Genomic DNA, 19,500 nt, shown 5'->3' on the forward strand with positions numbered 1-19,500 from the left:
ACCAAATACAAGAAACAATCCAACAACGGCTCGCCCCTTTCCCCCCTTCAAGCATTGCAGCTGGTACATGCTTGACAGAGCTTCACAAGCCCCCACAAACAAGCCCTTCGTTTTAAGGAGAGCACCGCACGCTTAAAGCCAAAAATCACCCCACTCCACAATCCAACAGCTTGCCCCCGCTCTTAACCTTTCACCCCACCCCACTGCTTCCCTCTACAAGCCCCCCTCTTTTAAAAACATCCCTTTCCTCTCAACAGACAAAGACCCACTCCACAATCCAACGGCTCCCTCCTTTCCCCACTTCAAGCATTGCAGCTGGCGCACATGCCTGACAGGGCTTCAGGAGCCCCCACAAACAAGCCCTTCGTTTTAAGAAGAGCACCGCGCCCTCAAAGCCAAAAATCACTCCACTCCACAATCCAACGGCTTCGCCCCTTTCCCCACTTCAAGCATTGCAGCTGGCGCACATGCCTGACAGGGCTTCAGGAGCCCCCACAAACAAGCCCTTCGTTTTAAGAAGAGCACCGCGCCCTCAAAGCCAAAAATCACTCCACTCCATAATCCAACAGCTCGCCCCCGCTCTTAACCTTTCAGCCCGCCTCACTGCTTCTCCTCACAAGCCCTTCGTTTTAAAAATATCCCTTTCCTCTCAACAGACAAAAAACCACTCCACAATCCAACGGCTTCGCCCCTTTCCCCACTTCAAGCATTGCAGCTGGCGCACATGCCTGACAGAGCTTCACGAGACCCCACAAACAAGCCTTTTGTTTTAAAAACATCCCTTCCCTCTCAACAGACAAAAACCCACCCCACCCCACAATCCAACGGCTCAACAGCCGCCTACAAAACTCTCCAATCCCTTGCAATTGCGCTCTTGACAGAGCTTATTTAAAGCTGAAAAGGCTTTGACTTTTTTCCACTCTTTAAGTCTTTCTTTTGCTCAATATTATTTTTTACTTTCAAAGCAGCCCTTAACACATTATAGGGAATTTGTAAGGGATACACCCTTGACAAGAATAAGACTTCTTGTTAGATTTCCCTTAGTTTTTTGCAATTTTCACTTATTCGTTGTGCTGATGAAGTGTGTTAATGCGTGCCTTAAAGGTGCGTTTTTCTTTTTGTGATCACAGTGAAAAAGTGTATTGTGTAATATTATGATGCAAGTAATGAGATCATAATGCGATGTTCATGAAGTGAGCAGTGTATTGGGGTTATGATTCATATTGCAGTTGTAATATTGTTTTATAGTATTGTGATATTGTGTTACGTAAACTGTCTAAACGGTGAATATGATGAAAATTAAAAATTCGCTTAAAGCACTAAAGGAGCGCCACCGTAACAATCGTTTGGTGCGTCGTAAGGGTCGTGTTTATATCCTCAATAAAACCAACCCACGTTTTAGAGCACGTCAAGGCTAATTCTTTAGAGTTAATGTTTTTATGCCTACTTTGTTGTAGGCTTAAAAATTTTCTTTAAGATTTTTTGGGGGATTACAAATCCATTGGTTACGAGTCCATTGTTTGATAATATTTGGTGATTTATCTTTTGGGGGCTTGTTTTTATGGATTTTTCGATTTTTTTAAAAGCTTTTCGATTTTTTCAGTTGCGTTTTTTCTCTATTTTTCAGTTGCGTTTTTTCTCTATTTTTCAGCGCATTTTTTTTCTTTCTTTTGTTGGCATTTTTTGTTTCATTTCTTCTGGCTATGGACAAAATCCTCCTTCGCTTCCTGGAGATAAACCTTCTCCCCAATCGCTTTTACCATTAGATGATCTTATCCCCAATTCTTCTCCTTCTTCTGCAATGCCCTCTGATTCTGACTCGTCTGCAATTATTCTTGAAGATTTTGATTCAGAGCAGCTTTCCCATGTTGACAGCGTTAAACAACGCAAAGAAGCGGAAATTTCACGTTTACTCAAAGAATTGAAATATTGTGCTGATGTTGTAAAATCCAAAAAGATCAGTCAACAACTTCAACATTTATGGTCCCAATCGGGGAGTGAGACGATTGATCTTTTAATGTCATGGGCTGAAAATGCGATCAACAGCGACGATTATGGACTTGCGCTTGATTATATTGATAATGCTCTTGCACTTTTACCTACTCACGCTGAAGCTTGGATAAGACGTGCTTGGATTCACATTCAACTGAATGATTTCAAACTTGCCATGCTTGATCTCAACCATGTTCTTGAACTTGAACCGCGCAACTACATTGCCTTTTTTGAACTTGGCGTTACCATGGAAGCGACAGAGCGTCCAGAACTTGCGCTTAAAGCTTATGAAACGGCATTAGGCTACTATCCACAAATGCAAAGAGTTCAAAAGCGCATTGAGGCTCTGTTAGATGAAAAATCACCGCAAGCTCTTTAAACACATCACGCATAAATGAAGCACACCTCAACGAGCTTCAAGCTTTGAGAATAAAACGCAACTTGGCTTCACAGCCCACTAAACGATTGCAAACTTGCCATGCTGAAAATCATGCCGTCAAACTCCCCCACGCAACGACAGTTTTTTGAACTTAGGGACCATTGCCATGGAAGCGACAGAGCGTCCAGAACTTGCGCTTAAAGCTTGATGAAACGGCATTAGGCTACTATCCACAAATGCAAAGAGTTCAAAAGCGCATTGAGGCTCTGTTAGATGAAAAATCACCGCAAGCTCTTTAAACACATCACGCATAAATGAAGCACACCTCAACGAGCTTCAAGCTTTGAGAATAAAACGCAACTTGGCTTCACAGCCCACTAAACGATTGCAAACTTGCCATGCTGAAAATCATGCCGTCAAACTCCCCCACGCAACGACAGTTTTTTGAACTTGGCGTTGCCATGGAAGCGACAGAGCGTCCAGAACTTGCGCTTAAAGCAAGCCTCTTAACCTCCAAAATCCTCTCACCTCATTCCACGCTATGACAAAAACCTCCACACCCCAAAAGCCCAACACACCCCAAAGCCTCCACAACGCATAAAGCCTCTACCTCCTTCACTTCCTCTTCCTTTTTTTACGTCTCCACGTTTTTACGCTTTTACATTTTTACAGAAAATGACAAATGAAAGCCCTTATCTGCTCTGCGAACAATGCGGTCTGTAAACAATGCACTCCCCCCAGCTTCTTACCCACAGCGCCTGACTGATCAGGCTCCCTAAAGGAGGCTGCTTCATCAGACCCGACAGATAAGCCCACCCCGAAAATATTCTACACACGCTTACAAAAAAGAGCTAAATTGTAAAATCTATTGCCCAATATAAACCTCAAAGAGCAGTGTTGCATGATCGGATAAAATACGTGTTTCATTGATGCACCCATCATTTAGAAGAAACCCCCATCATTTAGAAGAAACAATTGGCAAAGAATTGTTCACCAACATCCTGATCCCCAATAAACAGCATAATCCCACCACGCCAGAAAGAAGGAATAACTTACCCGAAGAAGTATGACTTAAAACAAATGCTCCCATAAATGGTGCCACCAACATGGCTAAATTTTGTATAGACTGCACCCATCCAGAAGCGACCCCAATTTGTTCATTGAAATGGGTAACCAGATAAATGTTAGAAGATATGGAAAAGCGCGCACTGACCATTCCAATGAGGAAAAAACAGAGTAACAAAGTCTCAATATGAAGTAAATCAAAGTAAAAAAAGCACACTGAGATCACGACAAAACAAACCATTGTTGACATGGCTGGCATTAACAACTCCGATATTTTGCCTGTAAGGGGTTTATGCTTTGATTTTTTCACACTCCAAAACCCATAGAGAAAATTACCAATCGCTGAAGCAGATACCAGCATTCCAAGAACTTGTTTATTCATTTTCATTGCACTAAGAATAACGGGCAACTGATTATTCACCATAAAGACCATGGCAAAATAAATAAACATCACCCCCACATAGGCATACCAAGTTGTCCCATAAAGTCTCTGTTGTGTTGTCATGGTATCCACTTTTTTTATTTTTAGCGATGAGATAGGTTGTGCCCCAAGACAACAAAAGACGATAAAGCCTAAGAATGTCAAAAAACCAGAAAAGAATAAAGTATATGTCTCTGATAAAAGGATAGACAGAGCACTTCCCAAAGCAGGCCCGATCATCTTTGCTGCGCTATTGATCATGTTAAGCACAGAATAGTAACGGCTCCGCTCATCTTCAGGAACAGAATTTGCACTGAGAACGGAAATAGCTGGAAGAGCAATACTATTGAATGTTGCTCGAATGACTGCCAAGATAATAAATCCTTGCAGACTCGTCGCCATCAATAAAAGGACAGTACAAAATGCCCGTAACAGCAGTGACGCCCGCAACCAATGGATCATAGAAGGGTGACTGACCAACATTCCAATTGGCTTCGACAGAACGATACCAGGGCATAATGTTGCCGCCCCAATCAAAGCGATATCATATTGATCTGCTTTCCAGTAGAACACGGATAGGGTTAAAATCACGATATAATCAATCCAGCCTCCAAATGACACGATGCCATCACCCAGTAAAAGCATTCGCAAGCGATTTTTTGTTGCTGCATCTACTTGCGCCAAAATACGACTCCTGCTTTTTCGTCCGCAGAGCTGATTGGATTGTTGCTTCTTTTTTGCACCTTAAAGGCATCAAGAGTCTTCTGACAACTCGGCCAGTGATCATCATCAATGATAACAAAACCAGCAGCAACGATGACAGTGCAAAGCAGCAATGCTGTTATAATGATTTTGTTCATAGATTCCCCCCTTTTGTTTTTCAGTTTTTAAAGTTTAAGCACAATTAAAAAATTCTGCAACGCATAAAGCCTCCACCTCTTTCACTTTCTCTTCTTTTTTACGTCTCCACGTTTTTATGCTTTACCATTTTTACAGAAAACGAAAAACGAAAAACCCGCTCTGCTCTGTAAACAAAGTTCAGTACTTCATCAAAATGCATAGATAAACCCACCCGGAAATATTCTACACACGCTTACAAAAAGCACCTTATTTAAAAGCATCTTATTGATATGCTTGAAGGTCCCTCAACGGCCTATCTTGCCTCTCATAAACCATTCTCACCCCACCCCAAACACCCCTATTTACGGCATAAGCAAATAAAAATATTTTCATTTTTCTTGCTAATCTTCTAAAATTCCTTTACCACTTAAAGAATATTTTGGTCGGTTACGCAACGATCAAGAGGGATTAAAGGTCCTAAACCCTAGCGTACTATTGAACCCACTATTGTGGGTGTCCCGGGATTCCGGGAGTTTTTGCTATGTCCAGGTGCTGAGAAGCACTAAAAGCAAAAAAACTGACTAGGGTTCAGTACCTTTAACTCCCGGAATACCAATGCGAGGGCGCTCGCACTTGGCGGGAGTGCAAAGTGCCAACCAAAAATCCACATTTTCAAACCAAAAATTCAAACTTTGTTGATACTTCAATAGGCGCAAGAATTCGTCATAGAAGAATTTCAATGGGGCTTTCTCAAAAGGCATTAGGAAACACTCTCGGTGTGAGTTTCCAACAAGTCCAGAAATATGAAAAAGGTTTAAATCGTGTCAGCGCAGGGTGTTTGCTTGAAATTGCTCAAAAATTGCAAGTGCCGATAAGCTTTTTTTATGCAGATCTTTTAACCACAGATATTGCCACAAAAGAAAACCTCTCACACTGTAATCAAGACACCTATAGCGAAAAAGAACATGCTCTTTTAAAAAACTTTAGAGAACTCCAACCCAAAAAACAAAAAGCAATCTTGTGTTTGCTCTCTGATTAAGCAAAAGCCCGTACATCAACATTATTTGCTCATAGAGCCCTTTTGGTAAAATTAATGTCCCCTCACCATACTTTGAAAGATGCGACAAACAAGTCCATCCCTATTCAACATACACGCGCACAAAAAACACTTAAATTTGTAAATCTATAGACCCAATATCAGCCTCAAAAAGTGATGTTTCACAGAATAAGAGGGGCATTCTTGCGATATAAAAAATTTTTCATTTTCCAAATATTTTCTTTTCTTGCCAATCTCCTGAAATTATTTTATCACTTAAAGGATATTTTGATCGGTTACGCAACGATCAAGAGGGATTAAAGGTCCTAAATCCGAGCGTAAAAATGAACCCGCTTTGTGGGTATCCCGGAATTCCGGGAGTTTTTGCTATGTCCAGGTGTGTTTCCACACTAAAAGCAAAAAAACTGACTCGGATTCAGTACCTTTAACTCCCGGAATACCAATGCGAGGGCGCTCGCAACTGGAGGGAGTGCAAAGTGCAAACTAAAAATCCACATTTTCAAACCAAAAATTCAAACTTTGTTGATACTTCAATAGGCGCCAGAATTCGTCATAGAAGAATTTCAATGGGGCTTTCTCAAAAGGCATTAGGAAACACTCTCGGTGTGAGTTTCCAACAAATCCAGAAATATGAAAAAGGTTTAAATCGTGTCAGCGCAGGGTGTTTGCTTGAAATTGCTCAAAAATTGCAAGTGCCGATAAGCTTTTTTTATGCAGATCTTTTAACCACAGATATTGCCACAAAAGAAAACCTCTCACACTGTAATCAAGACACCTATAGCGAAAAAGAACATGCTCTTTTAAAAAACTTTAGGGAACTCCAACCCAAAAAACAAAAAGCAATTTTGTGTTTGCTCTCTGAGAGATAAGAAACACTGTTTTAAATTTTCTTGCTAATCCCCCGAAATTCCTTTATTGATTAGCCTATGTTTTTGATCGTCCACGCAGCGATCAATAAGGGATAGTAAACCCTTAGTCCGAGCGTACAATGAACCCGCTTTGCGGTTATCCCGGGATTCCGGGAGTTTTTGCTATGTCCAGGTGTGTCTGCACACTAAAAGCAAAAAACTGACTCGGACTCAGTACTTTACTACTCCCGGAATACCAATGCGAGGGCGCTCGCAACTGGAGGGGGTGCAAAGTGCCAACCAAAAATCCACATTTTCAAACCAAAAATTCAAACTTTGTTGATACTTCAATAGGCGCCAGAATTCGTCATAGAAGAATTTCAATGGGGCTTTCTCAAAAGGCATTAGGAAACACTCTCGGTGTGAGTTTCCAACAAATCCAGAAATATGAAAAAGGTTTAAATCGTGTCAGCGCAGGGTGTTTGCTTGAAATTGCTCAAAAACTACAAGTGCCGATAAGCTTTTTTTATGCAGATCTTTTAACCACAGATATTGCCACAAAAGAAAACCTCTCACACTGTAATCAAGACATCTATAGCGAAAAAGAACATGCTCTTTTAAAAAACTTTAGAGAACTCCAACCCAAAAAACAGAAAGCCATTTTATGGTTGCTCTCTGATTAAGCAAAAGCGCGCACATCAACATTATTCGTTAATCCTCCTAAAATATAAGATTCAGATCATGACACCACAAAGGGCGGTGTTTCATCAAACACGACAGAGACATACCACTCTAAAATACTCTTCATCCCAACGTGCCATCCTAAAGCAAAAATCACTGAAAGCACCGGTCAGTCGCACTTTAAAAAGAAAATTACCCCTATAGAACAAAACTCTCCTTCCTCAAACGAGGCTGTTTCATCAGACCTCACAAACAAGCCCTATCCCCTCACACCATCCTCCACGCATCTCTGCCCCCACCACCTTTTGTACACAACCATCCTCACCTGTCCATACGCATTCTCTCCCTCCTCCCTTCCCCACGTCAACGTACCCACACACTCTTCATTCCAGTTAACGCCCTTAAGATCACTCTTCACCCCATCTTACGCTCCATTCACAAGACTTATTCCCCCATAATCTTTCTTTCACCACATTCCATACCATGATAAAACCCCAACACGCCCCAAATCATACGCAACGCATAAAACCTCCACGTCCTTCACTTCCTCTTCCTTTTTTTACGTCACCACGCTTTTACGATTTTACAGAAAGCAGTAAACAAAACGCCCCCCAGCTCTGCTCTGCAAACCATGCGGTCTGTTAGCAATGCTCTTCATGCTAACGTGCTTTCACAATTGATGAAACAGCCCTGAAAAATGACCCAAAAAGAAAAAATTTCAAATCTGCAATATCGATTCAACCAACATCCCTGCATCAGAAATATCCCCCTTCAAACCTCCCCCAACATTCTCCCAAAACATCAAAATCAAACATTGACCCAAAAGAGTAAATCAAGCATTTCACCAAACCACTAAATCAAGCATGGCCAATGCAAAAAGTTGCTTCACTCACCCTCACCCATCCATCGTTTTTTGATTTTTTTACTTTGAATAGCCATCTATCCATTATGCAACCATTTCCAGCCCCCCAGCAAGGATGTAAAAAAAACTCCTAAAAAACTTTATAAAAAATGAAGAGATTGAGGTTATTTTATCTCTAGCAGAAGCTGTGAAATTGTTTTATACTAGAGAAGGTGTTCTGCGCTTCTCGACAGGAAATAACGTATTCCTGAGACCTTAGTGATCTCCAAGGGAGCTGTCCCTGATTAAGCCCGTGGGCTTTTTCATATGGCGCCCACCTATTTGTATAGGTTCCCGGGGTCAACTTTTTCCATCGGCTGTTGTGGATCACCCTTTTTTGCATCATTTTTTGCCCCCATAGAACTTGTTTGCATCCATAAACATTTCCTCCCAAATTGATCATGCCTTTTTGTATGTTTACATGAAGCCCCTTTTTCTATGAGCTCCCCTTTTTTATGAAACAAAGAGCAACAGACTCTCTTCATAAAATCAAAATGACAATAAGGCTTTAACGTACAAGATTTGCGAACAGCCTACAAAAAGAATAGCCCCTGTCAACTTCATCCCTTCGCGCGTAAGCAGCGCAAAAGCGGTTTATTGCGGGCTCTTTCAAAAGAAGAGCGCGCCCTTTTTTCACGAGCCCTGCTTGTTCCAAGCGCACGAGCTTTTGTCCATAAAGCGATTTACAAAATACCAACAATAGATAAAATACCCAAAGCTTATAAAGTAACAGCTTAATAATTTGGCGAGAAAATGACCCATAATCCCCCTTCTGAAACAGCTTCATCCCTTCGCGCACAGCAGCGCAAAAGCGATTTATTGCGGGCTCTTTCAAAAGAAGAGCGTGCCCTTTTTTCACAGCGCGCTTGTCACCACTTTCTTGAAACCCTTGAAAAAAAAGGAACCGATTTTTCACGCCTCATTTTGGCAGGCTATTGGCCCATTAAATCGGAAATTGACCCACGCCCTCTCTTGGAAGCGATAGCATCACGCGGTGGACGCCTAGCCTTACCAGCCGTGCTTGATCCCACCACCATGATTTTTCGAGCATTTTCACCGAGCACAACTCTCGAGCCCATGCGTTTTGGCACTTTGGGTCCAGGGGAAGACAATGCCGTTGTTATCCCCAATATGATTATTGTTCCGCTTTCTGCGTTTGATCGTCACTGTCACCGTCTTGGCTATGGAGGTGGCTATTATGACCGTGCGGTTGAAGCCCTTGAAAAACAAGGACATAAAATGACCTTATGGGGCATAGGATTTTCGTGTCAGGAGGTTTCCTCTATTCCCGCAGCCGAACATGATCTCCAGGTTCAGGGAATTTTTACAGAAAAAGGTTTCTTAAACTGTTAAAATGTGATTAAAACGCCTATGCGGTTTTTATTTTTGGGTGACATTGTCGCAAACACAAGAGCGCGCCTTTTTTTCACGAGCCCTGCTTGTTTCAAGCGCACGGGCTTTTGTCCATAAAGCGATTTACAAAATACCAACAATAGATAAAATACCCAAAGCTTATAAAGTAACAGCTTAATAATTTGGCGAGAAAATGACCCATAATCCCCCTTCTGAAACAGCTTCATCCCTTCGCGCACAGCAGCGCAAAAGCGGTTTATTGCGTCGTGAAGCTCTTTCAAAAGAAGAGCGTGCCCTTTTTTCACAGCGCGCTTGTCACCACTTTCTTGAAACCCTTGAAAAAAAAGGAACCGATTTTTCACGCCTCATTTTGGCAGGCTATTGGCCCATTAAATCGGAAATTGACCCACGCCCTCTCTTGGAAGCGATAGCATCACGCGGTGGACGCCTAGCCTTACCAGCCGTGCTTGATTCCACCACCATGATTTTTCGAGCATTTTCACCGAGCACAACTCTCAAGCCCATGCGTTTTGGCACTTTGGGTCCAGGGGAAGACAATGCCGTTGTTATCCCCAATATGATTATTGTTCCGCTTTCTGCGTTTGATCGTCACTGTCACCGTCTTGGCTATGGAGGTGGCTATTATGACCGTGCGGTTGAAGCCCTTGAAAAACAAGGACATAAAATGACCTTATGGGGCATAGGATTTTCGTGTCAGGAGGTTTCCTCTATTCCCGCAGCCGAGCATGATCTCCAGGTTCAGGGAATTTTTACAGAAAAAGGTTTCTTAAACTGTTAAAATGTGATTAAAACGCCTATGCGGTTTTTATTTTTGGGTGACATTGTTGGGAATACAGGCTGTAAAGTTGTTTTTGAGCATCTTCCTCAACTGATTGAGAAATGGCAGCTTGATTTTGTTGTCGTAAATGGCGAAAATGCCTCTAATGGTTTTGGTCTCAAGCAAGAGACGTATCAAGATCTTTTAATGGCAGGTGTTGATGTTGTCACCACCGGCAACCATGCTTTTTCCCACCAAGAAGCCTTACAGTATGCGCATGAGAGTGATCGTTTTTTACGTCCTGCCAATTTCTCGCAAGAGACTCCAGGAAGAGGTGCGAGTGTTTTTACAGCAAAAAATGGCGCCCGTGTTCTTGTTGCTAATCTGTTGGGCAGTGTTTTTATGCCATGCCAAGTAGAAGATCCCTTTGCAACAGCGGAAAATATTCTGCTCGCCTGTTCTTTGATGGAGCAAGCCGATGCGATTATTTTTGATTTTCACGCAGAGACAACGAGTGAGAAGCAATGTTTTGGCCATTTTCTTGATGGTCGTGTGAGTGTTATCGCTGGTACCCATACGCATATTCCCACCGCTGATGCACAGATTTTAGAAGGCGGCAGTGCTTATTTAACAGATGCCGGTATGTGTGGCGATTACAACTCATCCCTTGGCATGGATAAAGAAGAACCATTACACCGTTTTCTTTATAAGACAAAGCAAGATCGTTTTGAACCAGCGTGTGGTCCAGCTACCCTTTGTGGTTTAGCGGTTGAGATTTCAGACCGCACCGGTTTAGCAGAAAAGGTCTCAGCGGTACGGATTGGTCCTCATTTAAAACCTGAAGTTCCCGATTTTTGGTAGGCTTCTTTCAAAGCCCCCCCTTTGATGATCACTCTTTCCAGTCTCCCTTTGATGATCGCTCTTTCAAAGCCCCCTCCTTTGAGGTGTCTCGCGCCACTTTTTCCTTTTGGGAACTGTTTTTTGCAAGGCGATTTTTCAAGCCCCCAATATCCCAGCTCCTCATAAATTATAGATCTCTCAATCATTTTCACGCATTTTTATGAATAGACATTTATAAAAATGAGTAAACGAAAAGCAATGACGATAAAGGCAGATAACGTATAAAACACACCTCTTTTTCTATGGGGAAATATAAAGGGTCACACTTTGTACGACTCTGTCTCAATAAAAATGATACTGAATCTACATTTACACTCTGCCGCTATGCGCGTTCTCTAGGGTTGTCTACCAGTATCAATATCACAAGAGTGTGCCAAGGTGATGAAAACTATTTACGGAATATAGCAATAGCAGCCAATGATTGTGGAGCGAGCATTTTGTATTTGGCCGATTCTAATGGAAGTCTTTTATTCTAATGGAAGTCTTTTACCTGATACTGTAACGCAATTAGTGCAAAAAACAAAAAGTATAACACCTCTAGAGATTGGTTTTCATGCACACGATAATTTAGGTATAGCTATGGCAAATAGTATAGCAGCCGTAGAAGCAGGCGCAAGCTTTATTGATGGTTCATTAATGGGAATGGGCAAAGGAGCAGGAAATCTCACTTTAGAGTTATGGTTAGCGCTTTTAAATTTGCATAAAAAGAAAACATCTTATAATCTAGGTAAAATCTTGCAACAAACAGAAAATCTAAAGAACCATTCTTTTGTTTGACCAGTGCATCAAAGCGCTCACGGTTTTTTTTAGCCCTAAATCATTTCAGCGTTGAATATCAAGCTTTGCGAAAGAGTAAGACGTCTTTAGGATTAGAGAAGGGACTCATGACACTCCAAGCTTCAAAACAAAAAGTGCAAGGCGTTTAAATGCCATGCGCTTACATCATGTTATTCTTGCACCTACCATGCCAATGGGGCTCGAGAAGCTTTTCTCCTTTAAAAATCTATTTTTAGAAAAAAATGAGTGTTACACTCCTAGACACATTATCTCTTTTTTCGAGCAACGCTACGCTAGAAGGTATCCCCTTACAGCAAAGTTCAAAGGAGCACTTTTATGAGCCTTTTGCGCTTGTATGCTTTGCTATGAACAGGAATACGAGGACCAATATTGGCAGCACGGGCTCCCCAATGCGCGTACACTCCTTGACTTTGAATGCTCCAGACTATCCAGATCAAGTTTTGCAACAATGCCTTGGATATCTTCTAACCTTATTGGCAAGAAGGTAATCTGTCGGCAGCTTTAGAAACATAAGACTCTTTCGTGCAACCACCATTGAAAAAAGAGTCTTATGGAAAATTTCAAAAGATCAGACAAGCATAGCCATTGAACGGATGACACGTGAATGGATACCTAAAGGATTTAACACTTATGGGAAAGGATTCTAGAGATAAGCTTATTAAGGATAAGGACACGTTTTTAAGCGTTAAGGGGGAAAAAGTGACAACTTTGGTTCATCATCACACAAAAAGCCATTGTATCAATCATAAATATAAGATTATCTGTCTAGGGTGTGGTTGCATTTGTGGGAGGGAAAATTCTGTCATGACAAATGCAGTCATTGATGAATGGAGGAGCGAGATGATAAAAAAGAAAGTTCTTGTGCTACCAGGAGATGGTGTGGGACCGGAAGTCTGTGATGCAGCGCTGATGGTCTTGGAGTCATTTCAATTGCCAATAGAATTCACTTATGGTGATATTGGTTGGGAATGTTGGAAAAAGGAAGGAGATCCTGTTCCTCACGCAACTTGGCAAAAAATTGCCGAAAGTGATGCTGTTTTGCTTGGAGCGGTGACTAGCAAAGGAAAAGAAGCTGCTTTAAAAGAATGCGCGCCGCATTTAAAGGAGAAAGAACTTTCCTATGTGTCACCTGTCATTCAACTTCGTCAAAAGTTAGGTTTGTTTGCGAATATACGGCCTATCAGATATATATTTGGTCCGAGAAAGCCTTTTCAGTTTTGTGTTATCAGAGAGAATAGCGAAGGTCTTTATGCGGGATTAGATTTTCATGGAATAACTCCTGAAAAAGCTACATGGTTAAAACATCCAAATTTAGAAAAATATGGTCTTGAAGAAGCAGCATGGACAATCCGTTTACAAACACGCTTTGGTTTAGAGCGGTTATTTGAATATGCTTTTTCTTATGCGCGTGCACAGAATTTCAGGCGGGTTACTTTTGCCGATAAACCAAATGTTATGCGGGAAAGTGGACAATTTGCTCAGGAAATTTTTGAGAAAACTGCGCAAAAATATCCGGAAATCGAAGCAGATATTCATAATGTTGATGCAGTTGCTTTATGGATTGCAACGAAGCCAGAGCAGTTTGGTGTGATTGTTGCTGAAAATATGTTTGGCGATATTCTCTCTGATCTTGCTGCTGGAGTTATGGGGGGATTAGGACTTGCTCCTAGTGCGAATGTGGGAAGCAAAATCGCTTATTTTGAACCTGTTCATGGCAGTGCACCGCGCATTGCCGGACAAAATAAAGCAAATCCTTCTGCTATGTTTTATACCACGGCTTTACTCTTAGAACATTTAGGTTTTCAGGATGCAGCACAACAATTGTCTGAGAGTGTTGATCAGGTTATTCGTGCTGGAAAAACTGTTACCTATGATTTGGGAGGTATAGCTTCTACACGTCAAATGGCGGAAGCTGTTTGCAATTCTCTTGTGCATCCTCTCTCTATGTATCGTGCAGCCATTATCACCGTTGGTGATGAACTCCTTTCAGGACAATATTTGAATACGAATTTACAGGATTTGAGTCAGAGCTTGAACAAGAGAAATGTCCAAGTTACGCGTCATTTTGTTTGTGCTGATCAATTACAGCAAATTAGTGAGAGTGTGATTGCTTGTCTTGGTCAAGAGGATCTTATCATTATTAGTGGAGGATTGGGGCCAACATCAGATGATAAAACGCGCGATGCAGTTGCAAAAGCTGTACAGCAGCCTTTGGTTCATCACGAAGATGTTTGGCAAACCATAAAGGGTCAATTACAACGATTAGGTATCGCACCCGATAAGAACAATGCGCGTCAAGCGTTGTTTCCAGAAACAGCAAAGGTGCTGGATAATCCCACAGGTACAGCCCCTGGTTTTTATCTTTCCTGTTGTGGAAGTTCCCTTGTTGTTTTACCTGGTCCACCCACGCAAGCTCTTTCGCTTTTAGAATATTATTTAGAACATGGTGAGAAGAAATATTCTTCACTATCGCGCGCGGAATATGCCTGGACTTTGATTGGAATTGATGAAAGTACCATAGCACATTGGGTTGATCGTCATTTTGCAAATGAACCCTTTGAACGCCATTTTTTATGGAAAAGCCCTTATGTTCTGGTGCAACTGATTGGTCAGTCCTCCACTCCCCTAGCACCACATCTCATCGAAGAATTTGAAAATCATTTTCACCCCTATTTGGTTGGCAGAGAAGTGACCACAGCGTATAAACAATTAGCCATGCGCGCAGAGGTGCATTGGTCCATCCATGATCCACAGCTTTTAAAATATTTCCACGCCCCAGAAAAAAATGCAAAAAGCCTTCCGCAGCTTGCGGTTGAAGTGCGCTTATCACCTTCCATCGAGACCTTAGAACAGCAGCAAGAAAGCCTTGGACATGCGACAATAACCGTACAGATAAAAGACTATGATGAGGATCAACTTACCTTTCCCTATACGCGACCGCTTTTAGGTGTTGTCTTACAAGAATATGCGGCTTGGTTGGTTTTAAAAAGAGTTTTGCAAACGGAAAAAAGCAAATAACCTCTGACAACACGGTAAAAACATTGAAAAAACGCTTGGAGAGAGCGCGCCTTCGAATACAGAAACCACGACGAGAGCGCCCTTTGGACGAGAGCGCCCTTTGTTTGATGGAATGCGTTTTCCTCTCACCCAAAGCGCTTTATCTCAAACCGCCTTTAAGAATAAAGGATAAGAACTTTATGATTTTTTAAATGAAAAGGAAGAGATTTTCTTGGGATATTTCTGCGAGGAAAAGGTCAACACCCGCACCACAGCACCCGCCACCACAGACAACACCTGCCACCACAGCACCCGCACCACAGCACCCGCCACCACAGCACCCGCCCGCCACAGCACCCGCCACCACAGCACCCGCCCGCCACAGCACCCGCCACCACAGCACCTGCACCACAGCACCCGCACTACAGCACCCGCACCACAGCACCTGCACCACAGCACCCGCACTACAGCACCCGCACCACAGCACCCGCCACCACAGCACCCGCCACCACAGCACCTGCACCACAGCACCCGCCACCACAGACAACACCTGCCACCACAGCACCCGCCACCACAGCACCCGCCACCACAGCACCTGCCACCACAGCACCCGCACTACAGCACCCGCACCACAGCACCCGCACTACAGCACCCGCACCACAGCACCCGCACTACAGCACCCGCACCACAGCACCTGCACCACAGCACCCGCCACCACAGCACCTGCACCACAGCACCCGCCACCACAGCACCCGCACCACAGCACCCGCCACCACAGACAACACCTGCCACCACAGCACCTGCACCACAGCACCCGCACCACAGCACCCGCCACCACAGCACCTGCACCACAGCACCCGCCACCACAGCACCCGCACTACAGCACCCGCACCACAGCACCTGCACCACAGCACCCGCACTACAGCACCCGCACCACAGCACCCGCCACCACAGCACCTGCACCACAGCACCCGCCACCACAGCACCCGCACCACAGCACCTGCACCACAGCACCCGCCACCACAGCACCTGCCACCACAGCACCCGCCACCACAGCACTCCCTTCCTTTAGAAAAAACCTATCGAATAATTTATTATGGAGAAAAAAGACTCTTTAAATTTTTTTACACTCATGAGAAATCAACCAGACGGCTGTTTTCTAGCTTTCACGTGTCATTTTTCTGCCCCATTGCGGAACACCTTCTTTATGCGTATTCCGGGAGTCAAAAACACTGAGTTCAGTCAGCTTTTTGCTTTTAGTGCTAGAGCGCACCTGGACATGGCAAAATCTCCCGGAATTTCGCGATATTTATAAAGCAGACCAATGTCTCTGCTTGGCTTTTCAAGGCTTTAAGATCCCCCATGAAACCGCACTGGACAACCAGAACCACGCGCTTATTCATAAGACAATTTCAAGAGAGCAGCAATAAAATTTAAAGCCGTGTTTTATCTCATGAGCAATCAAACACAAGATTGCTTTTTGTTGTTTAGGCTTAAGCTCTCTAAAACTTTTCAAAAGGGTATGCTCTTCTTGGTTTGAGGTCATTTCTTCATAAGGAAGCAAGACATGTTCTTTTGTTGAAATATCAGCATAAAAAAAGAAAATCGAGATATCCAATATATCAGCAATTTCTTGTAAACGCCCTGCCCCCACACGATTCAATCCTTTTTCATACTTTTGAATTTGTTGGAAGGTCACGCCTAAGCGGTCCCCTAATTGTTTTTGAGACATTTTCAACATTTCTCTTCTGAAGCGAATTTTTCGACCTATTGAAATGTCATTAAAATGTGGATTTTTAGTTGGAAAATGTGGATTTTTAGCTTGCACTGAAGCCCCCCTCCGGTTGCGAGCGCCCTCGCATAAGTATTCCGGGAGCCTGAAAGCACTGACCTCGAATCAGCTTTTTGCTTTTAGTGTGCAGACACACCTGGACATAGCAAAAACTCCCGGAATTCCGGGATACCCACAAAAGTAGGTTAATTTTATGTATCGAGGTTTCGGGCTTTCAGTTCCCTATTGATCGCTGCGTAGACGATCAAACTCACTTTTAAGTCATAAAGTAATTTCGAAAGATTTACAATAAAATTTAAAGCCGTGTTTTATCTCATGAGCAATCAACCATAAGACTGCTATCTTTTTTAGTTTGCATTTCGTGCCCCCTATCAGTCGCGAACGCCTCTTATGCGTATTCCGGGAGTCAAAAACACTGAGTTCAGTCAGCTTTTTGCTTTTAGTGCTAGAGCGCACCTGGACATGGCAAAATCTCCCGGAATTTCGCGATATTTATAAAGCAGACCAATGTCTCTGCTTGGCTTTTCAAGGCTTTAAGATTCCCCCATGAAACCGCACTGAACAACCAGAACCATTCGCTTATTCATAAGGCAATTTCAGGAGAGCAGCAATAAAATTTAAAGCCGTGTTTTATCTCATGAGCAATCAAACACAAGATTGCTTTTTGTTGTTTAGGTTTAAGCTCTCTAAAACTTTTCAAAAGGGTATGCTCTTCTTGGCTTAAGGTCATTTCTTCATAAGGAAGCAAGACATGTTCTTTTGTTGAAATATCGGCATAAAAAAAGAAAATAGAGATATCCAATATATCAGCAATTTCTTGTAAGCGCCCTGCCCCCACACGATTCAATCCTTTTTCATATTTTTGAATTTGTTGGAAGGTCACGCTTAAGCGGTCCCCTAATTGTTTTTGAGAAATTTTCAACATTTCTCGTCTCAAACGAATTCTCTTGCCTATCAAAATATCGTTAGAATGTGGATTTTTAGCTTTCACGGGTCACTCCCCCTACCGGTTGCGAGCGCCCTCGCGTTGGTATTCCGGGAGTTGAAAGAGCTGAAACTTGACTCAGCCTTTTGCTTTTAGTGCTGGAACAGCACCTGGACATAACAAAAGCTCCCGGAAATCCGGGATATCCATAAAGCTGGATAAATACGTGTCTCAAGTTTCGGGTCTTTCATTCCCTGTTGATCGCTGCGTATACGACCAAAACATTTGCTTACCAATAAAGTAATTTCAGGAAATTGGCAAGAAGGATTAAAATAGTGTTTTTTATCTCTCAGCAATCAAACACAAGATTGCTTTTTGTTGTTTAGGTTTAAGCTCTCTAAAACTTTTCAAAAGGGTATGCTCTTCTTGGTTTGAGGTCATTTCTTCATAAGGAAGCAAGACATGTTCTTTTGTTGAAATATCAGCATAAAAAAAGAAAATCGAGATATCCAGTATATCAGCAATTTCTTGTAAACGCCCTGCCCCCACACGATTCAATCCTTTTTCATACTTTTGAATTTGTTGGAAGGTCACGCCTAAGCGGTCCCCTAATTGTTTTTGAGAAATTTTCAACATTTCTCGTCTCAAACGAATTCTCTTGCCTATCAAAATATCGTTAGAATGTGGATTTTTAGTTGGAAAATATGGATTTTTGGTTTGCATTTCATGCCCCCGCCAAGTGCGAGCGCCCTCGCGTTGGTATTCCGGGAGTCTGAAAGTACTGAGTTCAGTCAGCTTTTTTTGCTTTTAGTGCTGAGCACCTGGACATAGCAAAAACTCCCGGAATTCCGGGATACCTACAAAAGTAGGTCAATTTTATGTACTGAACTTTAGGGCTTTCAGACCCTACTGATCGCTGCGTAGACGACCAAAGTTACCCTTTAAGGTATAAAGTAATTTCGAAGGATTTACAATAAAATTTAAAGCCGTGTTTTATCTCATGAGCAATCAAACACAAGATTGCTTTTTGTTGTTTAGGTTTAAGCTCTCTAAAACTTTTCAAAAGGGTATGCTCTTCTTGGCTTGAGGTCATTTCTTCATAAGGAAGCAAGACATGTTCTTTTGTTGAAATATCGGCATAAAAAAAGAAAATCGAAATATCCAATATATCAGCAATTTCTTGTAAGCGCCCTGCCCCCACACGATTCAATCCTTTTTCATATTTTTGGATTTGTTGGAAGGTCACGCCTAAGCGGTCCCCTAATTCTTTTTGAGATATTTTCAACATTTTTCTTCTAAAGCGAATTTTTCGCCCTATTGAAATGTCGTTAGAATGTGGATTTTTAGTTGGAAAATATGGATTTTTGGTTTGCATTTCGTGCCCCCGCCAAGTGCGAGCGCCCTCGCGTTGGTATTCCGGGAGTCAAAAACACTGAATCCGAGTCAGCTTTTTTGCTTTTAGTGTGCAAGCACACCTGGACATAGCAAAAACTCCCGGAATTCCGGGATACCCACAAGAGTAGGTTCATTTTTACGCTCGGATTTTGGGGTTTTTGAATCCCTCTTGGTCGTTGCGTCTACGACCAAAATTACCCTTTAAGGTATAAAGTAATTTCGAAAGATTTACAATAAAATTTAAAGCCGTGTTTTATCTCATGAGAAATCACGCTCCTCAAAGAGGGAATTTTAAAAATCATGCCTCCCCCAAAATAATTTCCCCCAAGTAATCTCCCTCAGCCTCTTCAATACTCTCTCAGCCTCTTCAATGTCAGC

The 19,500-nt window shown here is 42.5% G+C and carries 23 protein-coding genes, 1 other RNA gene and 1 pseudogene; 14 read left to right on the forward strand and 11 right to left on the reverse strand.

The window, feature by feature from the left end; translation table 11 throughout:
• Positions 1 to 724: 724 nt before the first annotated feature.
• The 5 genes and pseudogenes from BTR_RS12945 to BTR_RS13680 all read left to right on the forward strand — a co-directional run bounded on the left by BTR_RS12945 (position 725) and on the right by BTR_RS13680 (position 2,916).
• The gene (locus BTR_RS12945; RefSeq protein ID WP_158305301.1) at positions 725 to 892 is read left to right on the forward strand and encodes a hypothetical protein; all 168 of its coding nucleotides are present in this window, start codon (positions 725 to 727) and stop codon (positions 890 to 892) included.
• 400 nt (positions 893 to 1,292) lie between these two features.
• The gene (gene ykgO, locus BTR_RS09435) at positions 1,293 to 1,418 is read left to right on the forward strand and encodes a type B 50S ribosomal protein L36 (protein WP_004863016.1); all 126 of its coding nucleotides are present in this window, start codon (positions 1,293 to 1,295) and stop codon (positions 1,416 to 1,418) included.
• 143 nt (positions 1,419 to 1,561) lie between these two features.
• Positions 1,562 to 2,371: a tetratricopeptide repeat protein gene (locus BTR_RS09440; RefSeq protein ID WP_012232297.1), complete on the forward strand. Its 810-nt coding sequence runs from the start codon at positions 1,562 to 1,564 to the stop codon at positions 2,369 to 2,371.
• Between the two features lie 63 nt (positions 2,372 to 2,434).
• A pseudogene (locus BTR_RS13555) lies at positions 2,435 to 2,670 on the forward strand (hypothetical protein); the annotation flags it as partial.
• A gap of 111 nt (positions 2,671 to 2,781) precedes the next feature.
• The gene (locus BTR_RS13680; RefSeq protein ID WP_280109581.1) at positions 2,782 to 2,916 is read left to right on the forward strand and encodes a hypothetical protein; all 135 of its coding nucleotides are present in this window, start codon (positions 2,782 to 2,784) and stop codon (positions 2,914 to 2,916) included.
• A gap of 413 nt (positions 2,917 to 3,329) precedes the next feature.
• On the opposite strand, the gene BTR_RS09450 is transcribed toward BTR_RS13680, so the two are convergent.
• On the reverse strand, positions 3,330 to 4,541 hold the full coding sequence (locus BTR_RS09450; protein WP_012232300.1) for an MFS transporter: 1,212 nt from the start codon (positions 4,539 to 4,541) through the stop codon (positions 3,330 to 3,332).
• Entirely contained in the window at positions 4,529 to 4,717 is a 189-nt protein-coding gene (locus tag BTR_RS09455) for a TylF/MycF/NovP-related O-methyltransferase (protein WP_041582691.1), read from the reverse strand. The genes BTR_RS09450 and BTR_RS09455 overlap by 13 nt, the downstream gene beginning before the upstream one ends.
• A gap of 629 nt (positions 4,718 to 5,346) precedes the next feature.
• On the opposite strand from BTR_RS09455, the gene BTR_RS09460 reads away from it, so the two are divergent.
• The 3 genes from BTR_RS09460 (at position 5,347) to BTR_RS09470 (ending at position 7,285) form a co-directional block, all read left to right on the forward strand.
• Entirely contained in the window at positions 5,347 to 5,736 is a 390-nt protein-coding gene (locus BTR_RS09460) for a helix-turn-helix domain-containing protein (RefSeq protein WP_012232301.1), read from the forward strand.
• 494 nt (positions 5,737 to 6,230) lie between these two features.
• Entirely contained in the window at positions 6,231 to 6,623 is a 393-nt protein-coding gene (locus BTR_RS09465) for a helix-turn-helix domain-containing protein (RefSeq protein WP_012232302.1), read from the forward strand.
• Between the two features lie 272 nt (positions 6,624 to 6,895).
• Complete coding sequence (locus BTR_RS09470; RefSeq protein ID WP_012232303.1) at positions 6,896 to 7,285, forward strand: helix-turn-helix domain-containing protein; 390 nt, start codon at positions 6,896 to 6,898, stop codon at positions 7,283 to 7,285.
• Between the two features lie 237 nt (positions 7,286 to 7,522).
• Here the strand turns inward: BTR_RS09470 and BTR_RS12955 are convergent, their stop codons facing one another.
• Positions 7,523 to 7,663: a hypothetical protein gene (locus BTR_RS12955; RefSeq protein ID WP_158305302.1), complete on the reverse strand. Its 141-nt coding sequence runs from the start codon at positions 7,661 to 7,663 to the stop codon at positions 7,523 to 7,525.
• A 693-nt stretch (positions 7,664 to 8,356) separates the two neighbouring features.
• Between BTR_RS12955 and ssrS the strand changes: the two genes are divergently transcribed.
• The 6 genes from ssrS to BTR_RS09510 all read left to right on the forward strand — a co-directional run bounded on the left by ssrS (position 8,357) and on the right by BTR_RS09510 (position 15,031).
• Positions 8,357 to 8,517, forward strand: a non-coding RNA gene (gene ssrS / locus BTR_RS12070) — 6S RNA.
• Positions 8,518 to 8,937: 420 nt separating this feature from the next.
• Positions 8,938 to 9,537: a 5-formyltetrahydrofolate cyclo-ligase gene (locus tag BTR_RS09485; protein WP_012232304.1), complete on the forward strand. Its 600-nt coding sequence runs from the start codon at positions 8,938 to 8,940 to the stop codon at positions 9,535 to 9,537.
• A gap of 193 nt (positions 9,538 to 9,730) precedes the next feature.
• On the forward strand, positions 9,731 to 10,336 hold the full coding sequence (locus BTR_RS09490; protein ID WP_012232305.1) for a 5-formyltetrahydrofolate cyclo-ligase: 606 nt from the start codon (positions 9,731 to 9,733) through the stop codon (positions 10,334 to 10,336).
• An 18-nt stretch (positions 10,337 to 10,354) separates the two neighbouring features.
• The gene (locus tag BTR_RS09495) at positions 10,355 to 11,176 is read left to right on the forward strand and encodes a TIGR00282 family metallophosphoesterase (protein ID WP_012232306.1); all 822 of its coding nucleotides are present in this window, start codon (positions 10,355 to 10,357) and stop codon (positions 11,174 to 11,176) included.
• Positions 11,177 to 11,671: 495 nt separating this feature from the next.
• Complete coding sequence (locus BTR_RS09505) at positions 11,672 to 11,992, forward strand: beta/alpha barrel domain-containing protein (RefSeq protein WP_049776868.1); 321 nt, start codon at positions 11,672 to 11,674, stop codon at positions 11,990 to 11,992.
• Positions 11,993 to 12,856: 864 nt separating this feature from the next.
• Positions 12,857 to 15,031, forward strand: coding sequence for an isocitrate/isopropylmalate dehydrogenase family protein (locus BTR_RS09510; RefSeq protein WP_038474697.1), 2,175 nt, complete (start codon positions 12,857 to 12,859; stop codon positions 15,029 to 15,031).
• 187 nt (positions 15,032 to 15,218) lie between these two features.
• Here BTR_RS09510 and BTR_RS09515 read toward each other — a convergent pair whose 3' ends face one another.
• From BTR_RS09515 to BTR_RS09540, 8 genes are all read right to left on the reverse strand, one after another.
• Complete coding sequence (locus tag BTR_RS09515; protein WP_158305303.1) at positions 15,219 to 15,551, reverse strand: hypothetical protein; 333 nt, start codon at positions 15,549 to 15,551, stop codon at positions 15,219 to 15,221.
• Entirely contained in the window at positions 15,475 to 15,648 is a 174-nt protein-coding gene (locus BTR_RS12960; RefSeq protein ID WP_158305304.1) for a hypothetical protein, read from the reverse strand. The genes BTR_RS09515 and BTR_RS12960 overlap by 77 nt, the downstream gene beginning before the upstream one ends.
• Positions 15,626 to 15,991, reverse strand: coding sequence for a hypothetical protein (locus BTR_RS12385; RefSeq protein ID WP_158305305.1), 366 nt, complete (start codon positions 15,989 to 15,991; stop codon positions 15,626 to 15,628). Before BTR_RS12385 ends, BTR_RS12960 begins: the two co-directional genes overlap by 23 nt.
• Positions 15,930 to 16,061, reverse strand: coding sequence for a hypothetical protein (locus BTR_RS13685; protein ID WP_280109582.1), 132 nt, complete (start codon positions 16,059 to 16,061; stop codon positions 15,930 to 15,932). The genes BTR_RS12385 and BTR_RS13685 overlap by 62 nt, the downstream gene beginning before the upstream one ends.
• A gap of 348 nt (positions 16,062 to 16,409) precedes the next feature.
• Positions 16,410 to 16,742, reverse strand: a complete 333-nt coding sequence (locus tag BTR_RS09525) for a helix-turn-helix domain-containing protein (RefSeq protein ID WP_244393454.1) — start codon at positions 16,740 to 16,742, stop codon at positions 16,410 to 16,412.
• A gap of 643 nt (positions 16,743 to 17,385) precedes the next feature.
• On the reverse strand, positions 17,386 to 17,793 hold the full coding sequence (locus BTR_RS09530) for a helix-turn-helix domain-containing protein (protein ID WP_012232311.1): 408 nt from the start codon (positions 17,791 to 17,793) through the stop codon (positions 17,386 to 17,388).
• Positions 17,794 to 18,069: 276 nt separating this feature from the next.
• A complete protein-coding gene (locus BTR_RS09535; protein ID WP_012232312.1) occupies positions 18,070 to 18,450 on the reverse strand; it encodes a helix-turn-helix domain-containing protein in 381 nt (126 codons plus the stop codon).
• 211 nt (positions 18,451 to 18,661) lie between these two features.
• The gene (locus BTR_RS09540) at positions 18,662 to 19,102 is read right to left on the reverse strand and encodes a helix-turn-helix domain-containing protein (RefSeq protein ID WP_012232313.1); all 441 of its coding nucleotides are present in this window, start codon (positions 19,100 to 19,102) and stop codon (positions 18,662 to 18,664) included.
• Positions 19,103 to 19,500: the final 398 nt, after the last annotated feature.

The organism is Bartonella tribocorum CIP 105476, from assembly GCF_000196435.1.
GTDB classification, from domain to species: Bacteria; Pseudomonadota; Alphaproteobacteria; order Rhizobiales; family Rhizobiaceae; genus Bartonella; species Bartonella tribocorum.